Annotated in this window: 14 protein-coding genes; 8 read left to right on the top strand and 6 right to left on the bottom strand. The window is 36.8% G+C overall.

The window, feature by feature from the left end:
* Positions 1-80 precede the first annotated feature (80 nt).
* On the bottom strand, positions 81-2,006 hold the full coding sequence (locus ACIP9G_RS10395) for an S-layer homology domain-containing protein (RefSeq protein ID WP_401019154.1): 1,926 nt from the start codon (positions 2,004-2,006) through the stop codon (positions 81-83).
* A 275-nt stretch (positions 2,007-2,281) separates the two neighbouring features.
* Between ACIP9G_RS10395 and ACIP9G_RS10390 the strand changes: the two genes are divergently transcribed.
* Positions 2,282-3,562 (top strand): oligosaccharide repeat unit polymerase, encoded by a 1,281-nt coding sequence (locus ACIP9G_RS10390; protein WP_401019152.1) that lies wholly within the window; start codon positions 2,282-2,284, stop codon positions 3,560-3,562.
* Between the two features lie 490 nt (positions 3,563-4,052).
* Here ACIP9G_RS10390 and ACIP9G_RS10385 read toward each other — a convergent pair whose 3' ends face one another.
* On the bottom strand, positions 4,053-5,948 hold the full coding sequence (locus ACIP9G_RS10385) for an S-layer homology domain-containing protein (protein WP_401019150.1): 1,896 nt from the start codon (positions 5,946-5,948) through the stop codon (positions 4,053-4,055).
* 234 nt (positions 5,949-6,182) lie between these two features.
* On the opposite strand from ACIP9G_RS10385, the gene ACIP9G_RS10380 reads away from it, so the two are divergent.
* From ACIP9G_RS10380 to ACIP9G_RS10360, 5 genes are all read left to right on the top strand, one after another.
* Complete coding sequence (locus ACIP9G_RS10380; RefSeq protein ID WP_340820910.1) at positions 6,183-8,447, top strand: S-layer homology domain-containing protein; 2,265 nt, start codon at positions 6,183-6,185, stop codon at positions 8,445-8,447.
* Between the two features lie 310 nt (positions 8,448-8,757).
* The gene (locus ACIP9G_RS10375) at positions 8,758-9,903 is read left to right on the top strand and encodes a polysaccharide pyruvyl transferase family protein (protein ID WP_340820908.1); all 1,146 of its coding nucleotides are present in this window, start codon (positions 8,758-8,760) and stop codon (positions 9,901-9,903) included.
* The gene (locus ACIP9G_RS10370; protein ID WP_340820907.1) at positions 9,900-11,000 is read left to right on the top strand and encodes a glycosyltransferase; all 1,101 of its coding nucleotides are present in this window, start codon (positions 9,900-9,902) and stop codon (positions 10,998-11,000) included. The genes ACIP9G_RS10375 and ACIP9G_RS10370 overlap by 4 nt, the downstream gene beginning before the upstream one ends.
* Complete coding sequence (gene murJ, locus ACIP9G_RS10365; protein WP_401019147.1) at positions 10,997-12,535, top strand: murein biosynthesis integral membrane protein MurJ; 1,539 nt, start codon at positions 10,997-10,999, stop codon at positions 12,533-12,535. The genes ACIP9G_RS10370 and murJ overlap by 4 nt, the downstream gene beginning before the upstream one ends.
* Before the next feature lie 405 nt (positions 12,536-12,940).
* Complete coding sequence (locus ACIP9G_RS10360; RefSeq protein ID WP_401019145.1) at positions 12,941-13,564, top strand: TetR/AcrR family transcriptional regulator; 624 nt, start codon at positions 12,941-12,943, stop codon at positions 13,562-13,564.
* Positions 13,565-13,811: 247 nt separating this feature from the next.
* Here the strand turns inward: ACIP9G_RS10360 and ACIP9G_RS10355 are convergent, their stop codons facing one another.
* Together ACIP9G_RS10355 and brnQ are read right to left on the bottom strand one after the other, a co-directional pair.
* A complete protein-coding gene (locus ACIP9G_RS10355) occupies positions 13,812-15,200 on the bottom strand; it encodes a S41 family peptidase (RefSeq protein WP_401019143.1) in 1,389 nt (462 codons plus the stop codon).
* Positions 15,201-15,311: 111 nt separating this feature from the next.
* Positions 15,312-16,634, bottom strand: coding sequence for a branched-chain amino acid transport system II carrier protein (gene brnQ / locus ACIP9G_RS10350; RefSeq protein ID WP_401019141.1), 1,323 nt, complete (start codon positions 16,632-16,634; stop codon positions 15,312-15,314).
* Between the two features lie 251 nt (positions 16,635-16,885).
* Between brnQ and ACIP9G_RS10345 the strand changes: the two genes are divergently transcribed.
* Entirely contained in the window at positions 16,886-17,815 is a 930-nt protein-coding gene (locus tag ACIP9G_RS10345) for a C40 family peptidase (protein ID WP_401019140.1), read from the top strand.
* Between the two features lie 112 nt (positions 17,816-17,927).
* On the opposite strand, the gene ACIP9G_RS10340 is transcribed toward ACIP9G_RS10345, so the two are convergent.
* Both ACIP9G_RS10340 and secA2 read right to left on the bottom strand, forming a co-directional pair.
* Positions 17,928-18,827 carry an accessory Sec system S-layer assembly protein gene (locus ACIP9G_RS10340; protein ID WP_340820901.1) on the bottom strand — a complete coding sequence of 300 codons (900 nt, stop codon included), beginning with the start codon at positions 18,825-18,827 and terminating at the stop codon, positions 17,928-17,930.
* Positions 18,827-21,190, bottom strand: a complete 2,364-nt coding sequence (gene secA2, locus ACIP9G_RS10335) for an accessory Sec system translocase SecA2 (RefSeq protein ID WP_401019139.1) — start codon at positions 21,188-21,190, stop codon at positions 18,827-18,829. The genes ACIP9G_RS10340 and secA2 overlap by 1 nt, the downstream gene beginning before the upstream one ends.
* A 225-nt stretch (positions 21,191-21,415) precedes the next feature.
* On the opposite strand from secA2, the gene ACIP9G_RS10330 reads away from it, so the two are divergent.
* Complete coding sequence (locus ACIP9G_RS10330; RefSeq protein WP_340820899.1) at positions 21,416-22,459, top strand: glycosyltransferase family 4 protein; 1,044 nt, start codon at positions 21,416-21,418, stop codon at positions 22,457-22,459.
* Positions 22,460-22,463 lie beyond the last annotated feature (4 nt).

The raw sequence follows: 22,463 nt of genomic DNA, 5'->3' as shown, positions 1-22,463 counted from the left end.
TTTCTATTTAGAACGACGTAGCTCTTTTTTTATTGGATGAAAAGTGAGATTCCAGATAATCTATTAGCGCCATCCAAAAGTTATTTAGCGTTCGCGTGAAGTGTGCGATTAACAAATTGGGCAAAGTTTTGACGAGTTACCGTGTTGTTTGGTTTAAATGTTTGATCTGCATAGCCTGTAGTAATATCTAGTGCATAGAGAGCCTGGATATCTTTAAAATAGACATGAGATGTAGGGACATCGATGAATGTATGTTTAGTATAGCCTTGAAGCTTAAAGCCCTTTACAAGTGCATGTGCCATTGCGGCACGCGTCATCGGTTGATGGGCGTTAATTTTGCCATCTTCTAAAGAAATTATTCCAAAGCGAACGCCTGTGGCTAGGACTGTATAGCCATAATCACCAGCTTTCATATCGCTGGCGTTCAAGGTAGCTGAGCTTGAAGGGGTGATACCAAGTGCACGTAATACCATTTCAGTAGCTTGTATTCGTGTGAGTGTGCCTTGAGGGTTGAATTTGCCATTACTCCCTTTCACAACACCTAATGCATGTAAGTTTTTCATATCATAATAAGCACCGTTTGTTGCTAATATATCTTGAAAGAATGGGGCAACCTCAATAGAAGCCTTGTTGGAACCTTTTGTACGTGTGAGCGTTTTAATTTCTGCAATGGTTGCAAATTTTTCGTCAACATTTTTACGATCATCGCGACCTTCTATGAAGGAAGTACGTATCGTATATGTTCCGGCGGCTAAATTTCCGGGCATGAAAATTTGATATTTTTCCGAGTGGGTACTAATATCTTTGCGGTCAGCATTAGTTGTTGTCGCATCGGCAGCAAGACCTGGTAAATAACGATCATGCCCTTTACCGACAACCTGATCGTTCGCATCAAGAATCTCTACTTTTAATGTACCACGAGCTGGCACATTGCCATTGTTCTTTACCGTTACTGTGGAGTAGAAGACGAATTTACCAGACGGCGCTACATAACTTTGCACACTGTCAGAGTATAGCGAAAGATTATAGCGACGTGGCACATCACCATTGTGATTTTCGGCAACCCAACGTAAAGCGTGCTTCATAAATACTTGAGCGTCTAAGTCGCCTTGTGTTGTAGAGTAAGCAACACCGTTTTCGTTATCTTGCCAATTTGCTTTGGCATTAATAGTAATGTAATCATAAATTTTGAATCCGATTTGTACGACTCTACCTTTGCCGTATTGAATGGCATGTGCTGCTCCAAATTCATTTTTCTTCATTGTTTGTGGCTTGTCAGTATAATCGTAATTCGAGAAATATAATAGCGGTGAGGCGGAGCCACCTTGCCAAGGTTTAATGATTTCAACCCACTCTTGATCAGATTTTGTAAGATTTAATTTGCTTTTGCCGAGCTCATTAATCGCGTTTTGAATAATTGGATGTACTGAATTACTATTGCTAATTGTTGCGTTACCCAATACTATATCGTCGATAAAGCGTGAGTTGAAAACTTCTGATAGGTTATCCCACTCCATGACCCAAGAGTCGACATCATAGATTAATGGGGAGAGATCCATTTGACCAGCCTTTGGAAATTTTGCGGATTCGTTACGAGCTGTTTGGAACGCAAAAATAGCACCGCCACCGTTGCGTACGTACATTTTGACATTTTCGCGTTGTAGATGATTCATCATGACCGTATAAGGAAAGACGATTGCATCATATTGGCTTAAACTTTCTAAACTATTTAAGTCCTTTTCGTAAATTTTCTCTACATTGAAGCCCTGTTGCTGATATAAAAGGAAAGCTTTTAGCTCCTTGTTGTATGTAGAGCTATAATCGACCTTTGGAGATACTGTTTGTCCCTCATATGTACCACCAGGGTGTGTGGAGTTGGCATATTTCTCACTACTTTCAGAGAAAACGATGCCGATTCTTTGAGTTGTAGCTTGGGCTTGTGTCGGTAATAGGAATACAACAAGCGTACAAGCACAGACAGTAATTAGTGAAATGAATATCTTCAATAAATCCACATCCTTGTTTTGTTTTTTTCTCAAAAATGGTATTACTTATTTTCATCATACACCCAAATAATGACTGAATCGTAGAGATTTAGGTGAAAATGAAATTTTTGAGCTTTTTTATGTAAAATCCATAGAATACTTTCTATAAGTCTATCCGTATTTATGATATAATAACCTTTGTTTTTGTAGGGAAAACTAAAGAATGTAATAGTGAACAACAACTATTGATTCATGATAGAGGAGGGCAATAACATCTATTTAGATGTATTACATGTATGAATAAACTGAAGCAAGTTTTCACAAAGGTCAATAAGATTGATACGTTTTCACCGTATTTCTTTTTACCTTTTATATTAGTGCTATATTTCTTTACAAGTCTATTCGATTTCCATCGATTTGAATTATTTAATGTACGAGTATCAATTTTGCCAGCGGTACTAGTAGCACTTATTTGCTATTATATCGGTGTTTATATTATTGATAAATTACAATGGACAATCCCATCATTCGGGTTATCGTTCTTGGGAAAATATGTTATTCACATTGTTGTGTTACTAACAATAATCGGTTTAGCTTCTTATTTAATGATGATTTTTGGTGGAGGTTTAGGAATTTCTGATGAATCTAATCGTCGTAATCTCGATCCAAAACTAAACTTCTTTAGCCAATTATTATGGTACGGAATTTTACTGTTATTATCTTACAAAATGATTTTAGAAAAGCATATGACATGGAAAAAGGCATTAGTATACGGCACGATTTTTGCTGTTGTTATGTTCTTGTTCCTATTAATGGGCTATCGTACACCATTAATTATTATGCTATTTACTGGAATTATTATTTTCCACTATGTTGTGAAACGTGTGAAATTAACGTGGTTCCTGACAGCGTTATTTGTAATCGGTGTTGCATTCTCGATGTTTGGTTTCTTACGAGTGGTGACAGAAGATACAACTAAAGAATTCAATAATCGCGATCAACCCGATGTTGAATTGACAGAAACAGAAAAAGAAAAACTGTTAACGGTTGAACAAAAAGTAAATTTAACACCTAAATGGATGCGTTCAATAAATGGTGAAAGTGTTACAGGTCATATCGTTTTAAGTAAAATTATCGAATACACGCAAGAAGAGGGCTACTTAAAAGGCGAAATTCATAAAGGTATCTTTAATACGGTTCTTCCTGGTGAGCAAATTTCACCTCGTATGAAGGTAACGGAAGTTGTAAACTCATTAAGCGTGGAAGAAGGTAAATATATTACACGTCCAACAAGAACAACAACGCCTACCTTTATCGGACAATTATTCCTAGATGGTGGCTATGCACTTGTAGCGATTGGCTTCTTACTATATGGTGTATTAATTTCATTAATTTATAATAAAGTAAAACAAGGTGGTATCCGTAGCTTCCACTCAGTAGCATACGCATTTGTCATTACATTGTTTACAGTGTCGATGCACACAGGATTACTTGATTTAATCTTTATTTTAATGTTAGGTTTTGTAGTAATTGCGTCAGCAATTATAAAAACAGAGCAAAGAAAACTTCGATACTAACAGTAAAGGGCTGTCCTCAATAGGGCAGCTCTTTTATATCGCTTGCAAACCATGCATGTGGGAAGCCCGAAGTGAATCGCGGAATTCCTCCGTTATATCGCGGAAAAAAGGTAGTGAATCGCGGAATTCCTCCGCTATATCGCGGAATAAAGGTAATGAATCGCGGGATTCCTCCGCCATACCGCGGAATAAAGGTAGTGAATCGCGGAATTCCTCCGCTATATCGCGGAAAAAAGGTAATGAATTGCGGAATCCCTACGCCATAACGCGGAATAAAGGTCATGAATCGCGGGATTCCTCCGCTATACCGCGGAATAAAGGTAGTGAATCGCGGAATCCCTAGGACATACCGCGGAAAAAAGGTAATGAATCGCGGAATTCCTCCGCTATACCGCGGAATCCCTAAGACATTCAGCGCGAAACCCCGGCTGTACAGCGCTGTGTTGTAGGGAATAAAAAGGGACCCTCCAATAAAGTGGAGGGTCCTTTTTTATTTCACTGTATCTATAAACTGAATATAGTCTTTACTAATGTAAGCTGAGCCTGGGTGGAGCTTATCAGATAGTACTTCATGCCAGCCATTAACGTTTGTATTGATAACAATGACAGGCATACCACTTCTAGCATATGTGAAGAGAGGGCTATTGCTAGTAGAAGTGTCTGTACGTACATTTAAACCAGTAGTTGTTGTTAAGCCGATTGTATAAGGATTTTTTGCATCTTTAAAACCTAACGCTTTTTCAGCACGATAGTAGTGTCCAGCGATTTTAGCTCCCCAGTACGGGTCAGATGCATATTTTACGTTAAAGCCAAGTGCTTTCGAACCAACTACTGCACCGTTTGCATAGTTTTTCCCAGGGGCACCACCTGGTGTAATGTAGTTTGGTTGTAGGAACTTATCAACAAGTTCGTTAATATTAGCAGCTACACTGTCGAATTTTTTATTAAGTGGGTTAGTGTCATAAACATATAAACCAAATAGGTTGTTTAAGTTTTGTGCATGGTCACTCATACCATAAGCACTTTCATGCTGAGCAAGTGACAAAATTAACATTGCGTTAATATGTGAATTTGCCTCAACCTCTTTTAACGTTTGACCTAAGCCGATGAGCTTACTTTTCGTTGTAGCATCTTTATAAAGTGTAATACCTGTACTTTCCATCTCCGCAAGCTTATTCATAATGTAAGCATCGATTTCTTCTGCTGTATATTGTGTTGTTGCACGAGCAGGTAAAAATTGATAATAGTTATAAGCTTCCCCTTTAGAAGAGCCATTCCCATTTGTGAAGTAAATACCATTCCAGCTATAGTATTTTTCACCCTGCTTCATGAAGGCAGGTGCTTTTCCGTAAACATAGCTTGAAGAATATTTATTTGTTGCGTAATCGTATAGTGTATGTTTAATTTCGCCATTTTCGTTTGAATAGTAAGAACGTCCCTTACTTAGTGAAAAGGGAATTAACGTTACATCCGCTTGTTTTAAATAGCCAACTTGACCAGCTAATCGAACTTTCACTTGAGCTGCATCACTGCTGATATATTCCATTTCTGTATTACCAGCAACAGCGATTTGATCTTTAATCGTTTCAGAATAAAGTGCAACATAATTATTCGTCACAACATAGCCAGAAGTCATTTTTATAATTTTATCTTTTTGGACGATAACTTGCGTATTTTTTGTTAATGCTTTATCAGCAGCTTCGAAGCTTGTGAAGCCTTGATTGCCGACTAGTGTACCATTTGAAATTTCTTTAATCGCATAAGTAGAGAAGTCAGCACCAGCATCACCTGCAAGCAGCATTAAACGTTGAATAAACGTTGCAGCTTGTCCAATTGTGGCATTTTTTTCAGGCATAAAGTAGCCATCAGAACCGATAATGATTCCTAAATGAGCACCGATTGCTACGGCAGAGCGGTATTCTTTAATAATGGATGCATTATCTTTAAATGTAATGGATGAAGTACCTTTAGGAATCTTTAAATAATCAATAGCTCTCTCCAGCATAATTGCCATATGCTGTCTTGAAATGGCGGCATCAGGTTTAAATGAACCGTCTGTGTATCCTGTTATAATTCCAGCTGTAGCAGCCAATTGAATTTCCTTTGCATACACATATGTATCTGGAACATCTGTAAATGCCATACCGTTATTTGCTTCGAGATTCATTACCTTTGCTAAATAAGAAGCAAATTCTCCACGTGTGACATTGTCATTTGGTCGATAACTGCCGTTAGCATTCGTTACTAAAGCGTTTTTCGAAATTAAGTAGCGCAGACCATTTTCATGGGCATGCCCTGAAAGTTCATCAGCAGAGGCCATTTGGGGTTGCCAAAAGAGCAAGCTAACTACTGCCATAACCAATGCAATGATTGATAGTTTTTTCATTTTTTTCCCTCCTAAACTTTAACATCATTTTACCAAAGTTAGAGAGTCGCGATAAGGTCAAATATAAGTATTCTCTTAAAATGCGTCAATATAAATAGTTTTTTTACCAATTATATGTAAATGGAAAATAGCTTAAATGTTCCATAGCTATTTTGGCATATTTTTGATAATCTTATAGAAGTAAAACAAAGAAGGGAAGGTGAGGGCTCTACATTTCCTGAGGAGCGCGAAAAAATGAAAAGAATAGCAAAAATTTTACTGATTTTAGTTGTAATGATGTCGATCGTTGTTAGTCCACTAAATGCCTACGCATTTCAAACAGTAAAGAAGGATTACCCACTTTCAAAAGGTGTACAGTATAAACAATATACATACAGTAATACCTATACAAACTCTATTAATCATTTATCGATTAATGTTGGAGATCCGACGACAGAAGTACAATTAGGGATGCCCGCAGCAGTCAATGGAAAAGAATCGACAGTAGCAAATGCGAATCGTCTTTCTCGTGAGGGAAATAGAGTAGTTGGTGCTATTAATGCAAGTTTTTTTAATATGTCAGAAGGTTATCCATTATTTTTACTAGCTAAAAATAATGTTATTTTGAACGGTGGAACAGTTTCCAGCGGTTCCGACCAATATATGAATGTTCCGACGGCATTTGGGATGACATCTGATGGTCGCGGTGTTATTGATTATTTTGATTTTGACGTGACACTTTCCCATAACGGAACGAATTATGAAATGTCAGGCTTAAATCGTGTACGTAATATATATGAAGCTATTATTTACACACCACAGTTTTATAGTAAAACAACAGATACAAATGAATACGGTTTTGAAATAGTGGTAGACACTGGTTCACCGATAACAGAAAACACATTTGGACAAACGTTAACTGGTAAGGTAACACAAATTAAGCCTTATGGATCGAAAGAAAAATTAACGATCCCATCTACAGGCTTTGTTGTATCTTTACAGGGCGGTGAATGGCACAATAAATTAAGCCAAGTAGCTGTTGGTGATGAAATGAGTGTTAATTTTTCAATTGATCAGCTTTGGCAAAATGCACAATTTATATTGGCGAGCGGTCCTTATTTAGTTAAGGATGGTAAACCTTATATTATGATGAGCACTTCAAGCTCACGTGCAAAAGAAGTTGCACCACGTACAGTAGTAGCTACAAGTAATAATGGACAAACAGTGCATTTCATTACAGTAGATGGTCGTCAAAGCCATAGTAAGGGCATGAATATGGTGCAGCTTGCTAATTATTTAGTGGCACTTGGTGTCGACAGAGCTATTAACTTAGATGGCGGTGGCTCTACGACAATGGCTGTTCGAAACTACGGCAGTAATAATGTTGTATTAGCGAATTTGCCATCCAACTCAGGTAATACGCAACGACTTGTATCTGCCACACTACAAGCAGTAAGTACGGCACCAACTGGCAAGGCAACACATATTAAATTTACGAATAGTACAAACTACGCTACATTATTAGTAGGTGCTTCGTCGAGTGTAGCTGTTCAATACGTTTTAGATGATAACTATACGACACTACCACTAGATGGTCATTTATCGTTAGCATCTCAAAACCAAAATTTACAGATTAATGGCTTGAACTATACAGCAACGCAAGCTGGGGATGACCGAATCTACATCGGCTATGACGGCGCTGCTGTGCAATCATATCAAGTCAAGGTTGTAGATGCTCCTACTACAATGGCTGTTGCACCAAGCTCTAAAACGGTAGGTGCAGGTGAATCTGTTAGCTTTACGATTGATGCTAAAGACGACGCAGGTAAGCCTATTGTTTATAATCCATCTCAAGTGAAATGGTCTGTAGAAGGTAATATAGGTACAGTTACGAGCGATGGTAAGTTTACAGCGCAAAATCCAGGGGCAACTGGTAAGGTAATCGCTACTTTAGGAACGAAGAGTGTAGCAGCTACAGTTACTGTAGCGAAACCAGCGTTGTTTAAGGACATTCCAAATAATTATGTCTACTATAAAGAGATTGAATATTTAACAACTCACAATATTATTACAGGTCAGGCTGATGGTACATTTAGACCGAATGACAAGCTAACACGTGCACATGCAGCAGTCATTATTAGCCGAGCATTAGATTTAGATACAAAAAATGTGAAAAACCCAAGCTTCAAAGATATTCAGGCAAATCACATATACTATAAGGAAATTGCAGCTGTTGTAGAAGCGGGTATTATGAGTGGACGTGAAGACAATACTTTTGACCCGAGTGCAACATTGACACGAGCGCAGATGGCGAAAATTGTGGCAATTGCATATAAATTAAAAGGAACAAGTAGTATTGCATTTAAAGATGTTCCAAAAGATCATTGGGCTTACACTTATGTGCAACAACTAGCAGCTAATAACATTACGACTGGCTACGACGGTAACATTTATAAACCGAACGAAGCAATCAGTCGAGCACACTTTGGTCTGTTCCTTTACAGAACGATTAATAAGTAAAAGATTTCAAACCTCGGCATAATAGCGTCCAGATTTTTTCGAGCCTGCTCGAAAAGCACCTCTTAAAACTGTGACCTCGCCGGGGCTTTTAACTTGATTCAGCTAGAGAGTGGACTTGTGCTAAAGACAGTAAAAAATGAAGTAGTACTTTTCTGCTGTTTTATGCTATGAATAATGGCTATAAGACGCTAGAAACAGGGAGAATCTCGTAGATATTCGAGGCTCCCTTTTTTTTTACTATTTTTAAAAAGAACGAATAAGTGCAATTGTGGTATAATCTCTGTATTAAAAAGTAAAAGGATGTTTTTTAATGAAAATAGGCATTGTGGGGAATTACGGCAATGATAATAATGGTGATGAATCAATATTATACGGCATTCTTCAACAAGTAAAACAAACATTTTCGGTAACGAGTGACGACATTACCGTTTTTAGCAATAACACAAAACAAACATCCGAGCGTTATGGGGTACATAGCTATCCATTGTATTATAAAAAGGGCAATCTATATAAAACGTTTATCCATACGTATAAAAATAACAAACAGTATGTATCGAACTTTGACCTCCTCATCATTGGTGGTGGTGGTATTTTAATGGATTTTTATAAACGTGAGGCTCATCTTTATGGAACATACGCAATGATGGCAAAACAAAGTAATATTCCCTACATTATTTACGGATGTGGCGCAGGACCACTAGATACAATTTCTGGTAAAATTAGTATTCGTATTATGTGTCGTTATGCAGCAAATATCTCTGTTCGTGATCCTCAGTCTAAAAAACTATTACAAAGTATCGGTGTCAAGAAACCGATTGAAGTGATAGGTGATCCTGCATTTACGTTAAAAGGTGATCGCAAAGATTATGCTGAAAAGCCAAGGAAAATTGGTGTTTCGGCCGTTCCATATTATAATGCAAACTATTGGCCGGAAGGTAATGTAGCAAAATACGATGCATATGTAACAGGTATGGCGAAAAATTTAGATCAAGTAATCTCTGAGCAAAATGCTCACATTACATTTTTTGCAACGAAATTTCCTCAAGATGTAACAGTGACACAAGATATTCAGAAGAAAATGCAGCATCGTGCACATACAGAAATAATTGAGGGAAATCTTGTGCCTGAGCGTTTATTAGAAGTTACAGGAGAGCAAGATATAATAATTGGTACGCGTTTACATTCGCTTATTTTGGCGACCAATTCAGAGACTCCCATTATTGCTGTATCCTATCATACAAAAGTGCAAGATTTTATGTCCTTTGTTGGTGCATCAGATCGTTGCTTACAGATGCAGGATATAGAAGATGATGAGAATGCTCTTTCTAAATTAGTTGGTAAACTAAGTAGCAATTGGGAACAGTCAATTGCAGAGACGAAACAAATTGCTACACATATTCATAAAGAGGCCATGTATGGTCAGGAATTAATGAAAAAGGCAGTGACACGTCTATGAAAAAAATACTCGTCATTAGTAATATGTATCCAACATCTGAACATTTATCATTCGGTATTTTTGTAAAAAATCAAGTTACAGCTCTTGAAAAAGCTGGACTAGACGTTGAAATAGCAGTGAATACAAACCCAGCTACAGGCAAGAAAAACACCATTGTAAAATATGCTAAATGGGGATTTTCTACTTTAATGAAGGGTTTGAAAAATCGAAAATCAATCGATATCACACATGCGCACTATGTGTTTCCTTCAGGGATGTTATCGCTACTTTTAAAGAAAATGTTTCGTATACCGTACATTGTTACTGCTCATGGTGGAGACATTGAACGTATGGCAAAGAAAAGTGCGAGAATTCGCAACTGGACAGCGAGTATTTTACGTGAAAGTGAGCATGTCATTGCAGTAGGTCCTGTGTTAGCACAACAAATTGAGCAAGACTTTGATATAGCTCCCGACAAAATCTCAGTAGTTAGCATGGGCGTGAATCGTGAAGTATTTTCACAAGGTAGACAAGCAGAAGTACGTCAACAATTGCAATTAGCCAAAGAGCCTTTTGTTTTTCTATTTGTAGGAAATGTCATTAAGCAAAAGGGTGTTGAAGAGCTACTGCAGGCATTCCAAATGTTAAAAACGAAAGTGGAGCGTCCTATAGAGCTAATTATTGTAGGTTCTAGAAGAGATGAGGGATTTTTCCAATCTTTGCAACCATTCTTCAGTGAAGACGTCAAATTTATAGACCCACTAAAACAACAGGAACTTGTAAAGTGGTTCCAGGCAAGTGATGTCTTCGTTTTACCATCACATTTAGAAGGATTCGGACTTGTAGCATTAGAGGCATTAGCGACAGACACACCTGTTATCGCTTCTAAAGTAGGTGGCCTCGTATCACTACTTGGTGAAGGTGCAGGGCATTTAGTGGAGCCTGAAGACGCAATCGCTTTATCTGAGGAGATGCTGCGTGCAGTGAACACCCCGAAAGAACAATATATGAATCGTGAAGCGGTCGAAAAAGTATTAGACGTTCACGATGAAAAAAATATAACAGCAAGATGTATTGCCATTTATAAGTCGGCCATTAAAGGTAGGGATGACTTATGAATAAATTTATAAAAGTTGTAGGGGCCGTTGCGATCATTAATATCGTTGCCCGTGTATTCGGCTTTTTACGTGAAATGATTATCGGTTACCAATATGGTAGTACACATATTGCAGATAGCATCTTCACAGCTTATACCATTCCGAATTTTTTATATTTAGTAGTAGGTGGGGCTTTTACAACGGCCGTTATCTCGATTTATAATCGGGAAACGACAGACCGAGCATTATTTGTAAAACAGTCCTTTACGATTGTATTGTTAACAGTTACCATTATGACTGTCATCTTGTTAGCTTTTACAAACCCAATTATGGACATATTTAACCAAGATAAAAATACGAATGATTATACTCCAAGTGAATTAGGCTTATTAAAAAACTTGTATTTCTGGATGATGCCGTCATCTATATTACTTGTTTTATCTTCTTGGTATAGCGGCTTACTGAATGTGAATGAAAAATTTCACTTATCAAGCTTTGCCATTTTAATTTACAACGCCATTTTCTTAGTAATTGCTGTTGGATTATCTTTAATTCCAAGTATCGGACCAATTGGTTACGGTATTAGTGCTTTAGTTAGTGCGGCGATTATGGTGTATTTCCTAATAGTCGGCTATCGTAAATTAGATTCCCATAAAGTTGGGTTTTCATTTGAACAGAATATGTCCTCAAAGCAACTTTGGCTTATGGTTTTACCAATTATGCTTGGAGGAGCAACGATTCAACTTTATGCATTATTACAGCGTGTATTTGCTGGAATGCTTTCAGAAGGGGCAGTTGCAGCTGTGAACTATTCTTCCAAGCTGATGCAATTTCCGCAAGCTATTTTAATTACAGCTGTTACAACGGTAATTTATCCAATTCTGAGCCAAAAAGAAGCTAACAATGATCTTGCTTCTATTAAGAACCTATATTCAAAAGGTTTACATTATCTATTGTTGCTACTTATACCAGTAACAATATATTCTTACTTCTACTCAGAAAACCTGATACAAGTTATATTCCAATATGGTAAATTCGATGCTGACTCGACTGCCATTACAGCACCTGTCTTAGCAATATTCGTATTATCCATGTATTTCTTAGCTGCGAATACGTACATTACGCGTTTTTACTATGCAAAAGGCGACTCGATAGCACCAGTTATTTTCAGCTTAATTAATGTCTTTGGTGTCAATATTGCCGTCATTATGCTAATGGTGGACAATTACGGTGCTGAAGCAATTGCTTGGGGTACATTAATTAGTTCCATTACAAACTATATTATGTTAGTTATTTATGCGATACCTAAGTATGACTTAAAAATGGGTATATTCAGCAAAGAGCTGCATTTTTTCAGAGCGCTGCCGCCAATGATTATCATTACAATAGTTATGTATTTCTCAAGCCATTATTTAGTGTTTGAATACAAGTGGTTAACATTCATTGTAGGACTAGCTATTTTTATCGCTGTCTTTGTTGGCTCTTACTTAGTATTTGGCATTACTGAAGTAAAAGAATATATAGATAAACTAAAAAAGAAGTTATTAAAACAATAAAAAATGATAAGGCTGTGTAAACAGTCAGATAATAAAAATTACCATTTTTTATTTATTAAAAATATGCTTATTTTAGACAGATTATTTTTTTAAAAGCATGCCGAGAATACTTCCGGCATGCTTTTTATATTGTATCTAAAGCCTGTAAAGGTACATTTGTAAAGGGTTTTAATGATGATTGGGTTGAATCTATTAATCGATTGTATTTATTTTCAAAAGGCAAGAAAAGTACCAAACATCATATTATTGCTAAAAATGCATAGTGTAATTTTTTGAATTGTATTATAATTAACATTATTCAGGTAGTGAAAAGGAAAATGATAGGTTACTATATGGTATTAACTATTTTAAATACCATAATTAAACAAAATAATGAATATTTATTAATAGAGTAAGGTGACAATTATGGCAAGAGGTAGAAAGATTAATTCGAATGGTGAAAGAAGTAAACAATTATTACTTGAAAAAGCTGTGGAGCTTTTCTCTGAAAGGGGATATTATGCTACGAAAATAAGCGATATAGTGAAAGCGGCAGATGTAACGCAGCCGACATTTTATTTATATTTTAAAAGTAAAGAATCGCTCTATAATGATTTGAACATAAGATTTCAGCAGGGATTTAATGAAATCATGTGCAATCAAAATGAAGAAGTAGAAAAGGGCATAGAGGGCTTTATTCAAATGCTAGAGCAAAAGTTATATATGTTGTTCCTTTATATAATTGAGAATCCAAAGCTAACGAAAATAGGCTTTTTTGAATCGAAACAATCGTCATGCGTTAAATCTCAATTGACACAGCAATTTATTGAGCTAGTTTATCGTCATGATTGTGCTTGTCTGTTTCAATACCAAAATATCGATATAAAAATCGTAGCAGATAGTTTAGTTGGCTCATTTGAACGTTTAATATTGACAAATTTACTAGAACAAAAAAGCAAGCCGTGTGAACTTGCACGAAATTTAGTGCATGTATTTTTTCTCCTAAAAGAATCTCCCAGTCGTGATAATGGATGTAGCTATACTAAATAGTATTAAAACCCCTCTCCGCATAGCTTGGAGAGGGGTATTGTGCTTTCCCGTAGGTAGTCAATGTCTTCGCTCCATTCTAATTGTTTGAGTGCCTGACACTTATAAAACTCCACTCCGATTTCCGCAGGCATGGCTCCAACTATTTTTAGCTACGAACGTCCACTAAAAAGAAAAGCGTTTGATTTTCGCAGCAAGCATCCACTTGAAGCAAAGATCAAACGCAATCTATTATGGGGTAGCCCCATTTTTATTTAGTTACTGTTATATGGAGATAAATCCCCTTTTGTAGTTTGCCACCTGTAGGTTTTTGAATAGTTGGATGAACAAGTAGCATATATTCTTGCCCTTCAACTAAAGGATCAGTAGGTGTAATCATTAAGGAATTATCTTTTTCTACCTTTGTTGTAAATGAAATTTCGTCTCCGCCTAAAGCCACTAGCAGTACACTGCCTTCAGGGATTGGTGTAGTGAAAGCTTGTGAAAACTTAACAGTAAACGTTTTAGTAGTAGGCACATTTTTTAAGCTAACTAGTTCTTGATAATCTTTGTATTGCGCTTTAATAGCATCATAGTGAGCTTGGAAAATTGGTGCAGTCTTCGTTTCGATGTTTGGTTTCACACCTACTTCATTAATAGTGTGACCTGCAGGGCCAGTAAATTTACCGACAGTAAGCTTTAAATAACTACCGTCATGCAATTCATAGAAGCCTTGCATTGCCCCTTTACCGTAAGTAGTTTCACCATACAGAATTGCGGATTGTTGATCTTGTAACGAAGCCGCTAGCATTTCAGATGCACTTGCACTATAGCGATTTACTAATATACGAGTATCTGCTGGGAATTTAACGTTTTGTTGTTTAGCACGAACTTCGTAAGAATCATGTGCTTCTTGCAATAAATAAGCGATTTTTGCCTTTGGGAATAAACCAGTAAGCTGTTCTGCTGTTGCAACATAGCCACCGCCATTATTTTGTAAATCCAAAATAAAAGAAGTAGCGCCACGCTGTTTAAGCTGAATCATTGCCTCTTTTACTAGTTGCGCACCATCCTCAGAGAAAGAAGACATTGCTATGTAGCCAACATTACCAAATAATAAAGCAGACTCTACGTTTGGTAGTGTGAATTTTTTACGTGTAATTGTTTTCGTGGAAGTGGAACCGTTCTCGTGTAATAGCTTAACCTGTACTTGTGTACCTTCATTACCGATTAGTAGGGAAGAGGCTTCTTCTATAGAGTTACCTACAATGGATTGACCGTTAATGGCAATAATGATATCTCCAGCCACAACACCTGCCTCAGAGGCTCCACCTTCGTCGATTACTTGTAAAATATGAATACCATCCTCATGCTCCTCAATTACGACACCAATACCAATCGTGGATAGATTGATGCTATTCATAAATTCCTCAAATTCTTGTTTAGAAAAATATGTTGAATAGGGGTCTAACATATTAATAATGTCAGGAATGGTTGTTGCCTTTTGTAGGTCTCCATTAATTTTACCAACATAATTTTCCGTAATAATTTCTTTTATTTCTTCAACAAGTTGCTGGTCATTATTTGCAGCAGAAGCGTTTGATAATGGAAAAATGACAAAGCTCAATATGAACAAGAAGGACCATAATACTTTTTTCATAAGACACCTCTTTTCAGAATTATTTACATATATTATACATGAATTTCCATATTGACGTCGAATAAAAACAGACACGTCTATAAATAGAACGTGTCTGTAAGCAATTCATATTTAGTTTTTCTTGAAAAGCTTATGAATAATGAAACCTAAAATTGCTCCTATCATTGCAGGTACAAGCCATCCAAGACTTTGCTCATACAGCGGTAATGCTTTTAGGATATTTTCATAGGAAGGAACTTTAATTTCCATTTGTTTTAAGCCATCGTAAAAGCTAACAAAGAATGTCGGGATTAACGCTAAAATATAAACAATTCGTCCACCTTTAAAGAAATGATCGACAAGCGATAACACCATTAATACCATAGCTAGTGGATAAATAATCAATAGTACAGGAAGTGATGTGCTAATGATTGTTGATAACCCAACATTTGTAATGGCTACACTTAATAACGTAAATACGATTAAGAACGTTTTATATGAAATTTGCGGGAATAGCTTATTAAAAAATTGCGCATTGGCTGTCAATAAGCCGACAGCAGTAGAAATACATGCTAATAAAATGGTAAGCGATAAAATAATACTACCGAAGCTGCCGAAAAGGTATTCTGCAGATTTGGCGATGATGACGCCACCATTATCAGATGTACCAATTGCTCCTATACTTGTATTGCCGATATAGCCAAGTGAAATATATACGAAGGCTAAACCAATTGCAGCTACAATTCCTGCAAAAATTGTTGTTTTAACTTGTTTTTTAGTGTCTTTCATTCCCATATCGCTTAAGGCTTGTAAAATTACAATACCGAAAACGAGTGCACTTAGAACATCCATCGTTAAATAACCTTGAACAAAGCCCTCGGAAAATGGCGAAATATTGTATTTGCCAACAGCCATTCCTGATTCACCCATAGGTGTAATAAAGCTTTTAACAGCTAGTAGTAAAATAACGATTAAGAGTGCAGGGGTTAAAATCTTTCCTACACGATCTACTAGTTTAGAAGGATTGAATGCTAAATAAAGTATAAACGCAAAGAATACTACAGATGTAATGAATAGTGGAGCCCAATGTTCTTGTGCTGCCTCTGAAAGAAATGGTGCAATGCCAATTTCATAAGACACAGAGCCAGTACGCGGAACTGCGAAAAATGGCCCGATTGCTAAATAGACAATTGACGTGAATATGATTCCGAAAACAGGGTGAACACGACTTGAAAGTAGCTGTAAGTCGCCACCTGCTTTTGCAACGGCGACAATAGCAAGTAAAGGTAAACCGACACCCGTTATTAAAAATCCAATCATCGCTATTGTAATATGTTCACCGGCTTGTTGGCCAAGTAACGGTGGAAAGATAATATTGCCTGCCCCTAGGAACAATGCAAAAAGTAGTAAGCCTACTGCTAAATTCTCTTTGATGAAAATCAAGATGCTTCTCATAAATACTAAAAACTCCTTTATAATTGAAAAAATAAAACTTTCTAAAAATTTTAAATACAGTCATGTATGTTATCATAGGACTATAAAACTTGCAATTATTATACTAATAGTAGATAGTCGGATTCTGTAGTATTCTATAGGATTCATAAATTGTTTGAAAAATAGTCAGTTTTTCCGATTTTTGTTTAGTCACTTCTTTAGTATGATAGACACACAAGGAAATATTCTACCATGAACGGAGGCTATTTGATATGCTAAAATCACAAAAGTGGAGAATTCTCGCTTTAAGCACTATTGCTACTTCATTTTTCGCAATACAGACCGCAGAAGCTGCAACATATACAGTGCAAAAAGGCGATACATTATCCAAAATCGCACAAACACATCAAGTGACAATACAAGACATAAAAAAATGGAATAATCTATCGAAGGATACGATTTATGTAGCCCAAAAACTAGAGATTACGAAACAGGCGGCAACCGAAACAGTAAAACCGTCAAAACCTACAACGGATACAGTAAAACCGTCAAATCCAACAACAACGACACCTTCTAAGCCATCGACTGACGTTCATACAGTTATTAAAGGTGATACACTTTCAAAAATAGCAAAGCAATACAATGTGACATTAAAAGAGCTTAAAGACTGGAACGGAATAGAGAACGACACGATTTATATTGGACAAGTGTTAAAAATTTCTCCAGTAGCTGTTATACCCGAGGGTGATACAATACATAACAATGTGACTTCAGATACGGGGACGCCATCAAAAGTAACGAATCAAGATCCTACAGCGAATGGACAAGCTATATACAAAAAAACGGTGGAAATGGCTAATAAATTAATTGGAACACCGTATCTTTATGGCGGAAACACACCAGAAGGACTTGATTGCAGTGGATTTATTTTTTATGCTTTCAATCAAGGCGGTTTGAAAATAGGGAGAGATAGCAGCGAAGGCTATTTCAGTAGCAGTACAACACAAGTAAAAAATCCTGTGCCAGGAGATTTAGTATTTTTTGAAAATACGTATAAAGAAGGCATTTCTCATATGGGTATTTACCTCGGTAACAATAAATTTATCCACGCAGGTACGGATGGTGTAGAGCTTTCGGATGTTACGTACTCTTATTGGTCAACTAGATTAGTAGCTTATAAACGATTCGATTCAGTGAAATAATAACGAGGCGATTTTTGCATTGCGCAAAAATCGCTTTTTTTGATAGATAGAATGACGGTTTGTTTACACTAAAAAATCCTTCTTTCTAATAGAAAGAAGGATTTTATTAATATTATTGAGTTACTCGTGCTGTCCAGCGAGAAAGATCAGCTTGTTGAGCATCAACAAGTTCAGCTGGGAAGATGAATGTCCAAGGTTTTGTTGAGTTCGGTTGGACAGTCAGGATTGGATCCATTGTAAAGGAACCTTTTGCGATTTGTTTACCTGTTGCATCGATAATTTCTAACGGTAATTGCTCTAAATTAATCGCTTTATTGTGACCATTACGGATAAAGATTGAAACATTTAGGTTACCATTATCAGCAAGTTTTGCTTGTAGACCAGTGAAGTTGACTTCCGTTTCGCCTAACTTTGGTAATGTATTCACGATTTTTGCAAGCTCTTCTTTTTGCGCTGCTGGTAATTGTTGCTCCCATGAAGGGTCTAATTCTAATTGGTGACCACGTAATGAGACAAGGTTAAAGGCGATTTTCCAACCGTCTTCTGGTACTTCGTCTACTTTAATAGTTGATTTTTCAAATTCAAATACCCATGGACGTGCACTCTCAGCTGGAATTGTGCCAAGTGCTTTAAAATCGAATTTTTTAGATGCTATTAGCTCATCATTTTTATCCATAATGAATAATTCGATTTCACCAAGCTCAATCGCTTCAGCTAATGAAGAACGGAAAAATGCGCGAACAAGCCATTTGCCTGTGCGTGGCTCATCTTCAATACTAATAGAAGATAGCGATAATTGATTTGGTTTTAATGGCTCTAGCTCATTTGCTAGGAAATTAAAAATGTATTTTTGCTCTTGTGGTACATCCCATTCAGGGTGGAATGAAAGTTTTGTTACAACATCACGATTGTCACCTTTATTAGTAGAAACTTTCCCTAGTAAATCTTTAGAGTCAATTGTGTTCTCTTGTACGATTTTGTCTGATTTCTTAAAAAATGAAAATAAGCCCATTATTGTACCTCCTGTTGTCCTTCAACCATTTTCATGAAGCCTGTAATTTCGATAATAATAGAACGGCGTAATTCTTGGAAGTTCTTTCCGAATAATTCAAGTCCTTCACGCTGATAAATGCGCATTGGATCTTCCTGTTGGTAATGACGTAAGCCAATACCTTCTTTTAAGTGAGCCATTGCTTCTAAATGTTTCACCCAACCACTATCTATATAACTCAACATAACTTGTGGAATAACAGCCATTACTTGCTCATTTTCTGCGAATTTCTGCATATGATCAAGAAGTTCTTGTTCAGAAGGCTGTATATCAGCTAAAATTTGTTTCACTTTGCCTACTTCACGATCAATCGTGACAGGAGTGATGAATAATGAATTAAGTGACTTTTCCATTTGGTCATAAGCCCATTCTACAGAAGGGAGCTCTTCAGGCGCAGCATCGCGCACTGCGAAATCGACCGTTTCGCTTAACATTTTTTTCAGCTCACTCATTAAATCCTCGCCAGCTAAAATTTTGTCACGTAAACCATAAATAACAGTACGTTGATCATTAATAACATCGTCTAATTTTAAATTGTACTCGCGCATGCCATATTGTGAGCCTTCAACAATGCGCTGTGTACGATTGATTAGCTCTTGTACATCTTTGTTTTGAATGACATCATTTTCATCCACAACCATTTTTGCAGAGAATTTTTCAACCTCTTCTTTTGCATAGCGGCGGAACATATCATCTTCAATAGAGAGAATGAAGCGGCTTTCGCCTACGTCACCTTGACGGCCAGAACGACCTCGCAGCTGATTATCAACGCGTCGGCTTTCATGCTTCTCGGTACCGATAACATAAAGTCCACCAAGTTCATGGACATCATCGCCTAGCACGATATCTGTACCACGACCAGCCATATTTGTAGCAACGGTAATACGACCTTTTTGACCTGCTTGAGAGATAAGCTCAACTTCTTGTTCAACCGTTTTAGCATTTAACAATTGGAACTTTAATCCCTCTTTTTTTAAATGATCTGCAACCGTTTCGGATTGTAGAATGGATGTTGTTCCAATTAACACTGGCTGTCCTGTTGCATGGCGTCGTTTTGCTTCAGCAGCAACGAATTTATATTTGGCTGCTTGCGTTTTGAAAATCATATCAGGCTGGTCAATGCGTTGACGTGGACGGTTTGTTGGAATTTGAATTACTTCCATACCATACACTTCACGAATTTCTTTTTCCTGTGTTTTCGCTGTACCTGTCATCCCAGAAAGCTTCGGATACATACGGAAATAGTTTTGAATAGTAATTTGCGCTTGTGCTTTATTTTCTTCGGTAATCGTTACGCCTTCTTTTGCTTCGATTGCTTGGTGCAAGCCATCAGAAAGAGAACGACCTTCTAAAATACGACCTGTGAACATGTCTACAAGCTCGATTTTATCTTCTTTAACGATATAATCAACATCACGCTGGAACATGACATGTGCACGTACAGCTTGGATCACATAGTGATAAAGCGTTTGATGTTCTAAATCGTATAAATTTTCAACATCGAATGCAGCCTCTACTTTTTCAATGCCTTTATCTGTTAATGAAGTTGCCTTTGTTTCATCATCGAAATCATAGTCTTCTTCAGCTTTAAAACGTTTTGCTAACATTGCTGCAATGCGGTGTAATTCATCATTTGCAGGCATTTTACCAGCAATAATTAACGGTGTTTTTGCTTCGTCAATAAGTACACTATCGACTTCATCGATGATGGCGAAATGATATGCACGTTGCACTTTATCGGCTAAGCTATGTGCCATGTTGTCACGTAAATAGTCGAAACCAAATTCTGTACCAACACCGTACGTAATATCTGCGTTATACGCTTGCTTTTTTTCAGTTGGTTCCATCATCGGAATATTTAACCCGACTGTTAAACCTAGGAAACGGTGAATTTGACCAACAAGCTCAAAGTCACGTTTAGCTAGATAGTCGTTTACTGTAATGACATGAACACCTTTACCTTCTAATGCACGTACATAAGAGGGCAGTGAAGCGACAAGTGTTTTACCTTCACCTGTAGGCATTTCAGCAATATTGCCTTCTGTTAATACAAGGCCACCAATCAGTTGTACATCAAAATGACGCATACCTAAAACACGCTTTGAGGCTTCGCGTACAACAGCAAATGCGTCTGGGATAATTGATGTTATTAGTTCGCCTTGTTCTAAGCGATTCTTGAAAATAAAAGTCATTTCTCTTAATTCAGCATCTGACTTGTTGACATATTTTTCTTCTAAATTATTAATTTGCTCTACTATTTTATAGTAGCGTTTTAATTGACGAGCACTTGTTTGCTCGTTGTTGCGTTTAAAAATTGAGAACATGAATTTACGCTCCTTTAAAGTTGTCTAAATGCTAGACACCTCATTATTCTATCAAATTTTACGAATGATGACTACATTTGACATTAAGTAATACAAGTAGAATAATAGAGAAAAATGTAAATTGTGAAAAGGTGGAAAATGAATAGAAAAAGTATATTTCAGAGCTTGTTCATGCTATAATCAAATTGGATTCAAATGTAGATTATTTTTTTGAGGGGGAGAGACATGCTTTACGTGTCTTTAATAGCAGCATTCGTTGCTTCCATTTTGTTAACTCCACTAGTTAAACGTTTAGCGTTTAGAATTGGTGCCGTTGACGCGCCAAACTATCGAAAAGTACATGCACGCATAATGCCAAGGCTTGGTGGTCTGGCGATTTTCCTTGCGTTTTTAATAGGGTTGGCGTTCATACAGCCACAAGGTGAAAATAGTTTAGCGATTATTATCGGAGCTTGTATCATTGTAGCAACTGGTGTCATTGATGATATGCGCGAAATTTCCGCAAAGGCAAAAATGCTTGGCCAAGTTGTTGCTGCCCTTGTCGTTATTTTTGTAGGCGGTATTCAAATTGACTTTATTAACTTGCCATTTGGTGGGCAATTAGATTTTGGTTTCTTAAGTATTCCATTTACTATATTATGGATTGTTGGTATTACAAATGCGATTAACTTAATTGATGGCTTAGACGGTTTAGCTGCAGGTGTTTCTTCTATTGCACTAATCACATTATCAGGTATGGCTTTTATAATGGGCGATATGTTCGTATTAGCCTTTGCAGCAATTTTAGCTGCTGCAACAATTGGTTTCCTATTTTATAACTTTCATCCAGCAAAAATCTTCATGGGTGATACTGGAGCACTATTTTTAGGATTTATGATTTCTGTATTAGCATTATTAGGATATAAAAACTTTACAATCATTTCGTTAATTATCCCAGTTATTATGCTAGGTGTACCGATTTCTGATACATTCTTTGCAATTGTTCGTCGTTTACGTATGAAGAAAAAATGGTCAGATCCAGATAAATCGCATTTACATCATCGATTATTGGATATGGGCTTTACTCATCGTCAAACAGTACTTATTATTTATGGCATTGCGATGATGTTCGGCTTAGCTGCCATTATCTTCTCAATGGCTAAATTATGGGGAGCAATTTTGCTTATTACGGTTATTTTAATCGCCATTGAAATTTTCGTCGAGATTATTGGCCTTGCAGGTAAAAACTATAAACCGCTATTAAATTTCATGCGGATTTTTAATAAATAACATT

The organism is Lysinibacillus sp. NPDC093197 (assembly GCF_044754025.1).
In the GTDB taxonomy this organism is placed as follows: domain Bacteria; phylum Bacillota; class Bacilli; order Bacillales_A; family Planococcaceae; genus Lysinibacillus.
Note: the sequence above shows the minus strand (reverse complement) of the source record. Positions and strands in the feature narration are given on the sequence as shown.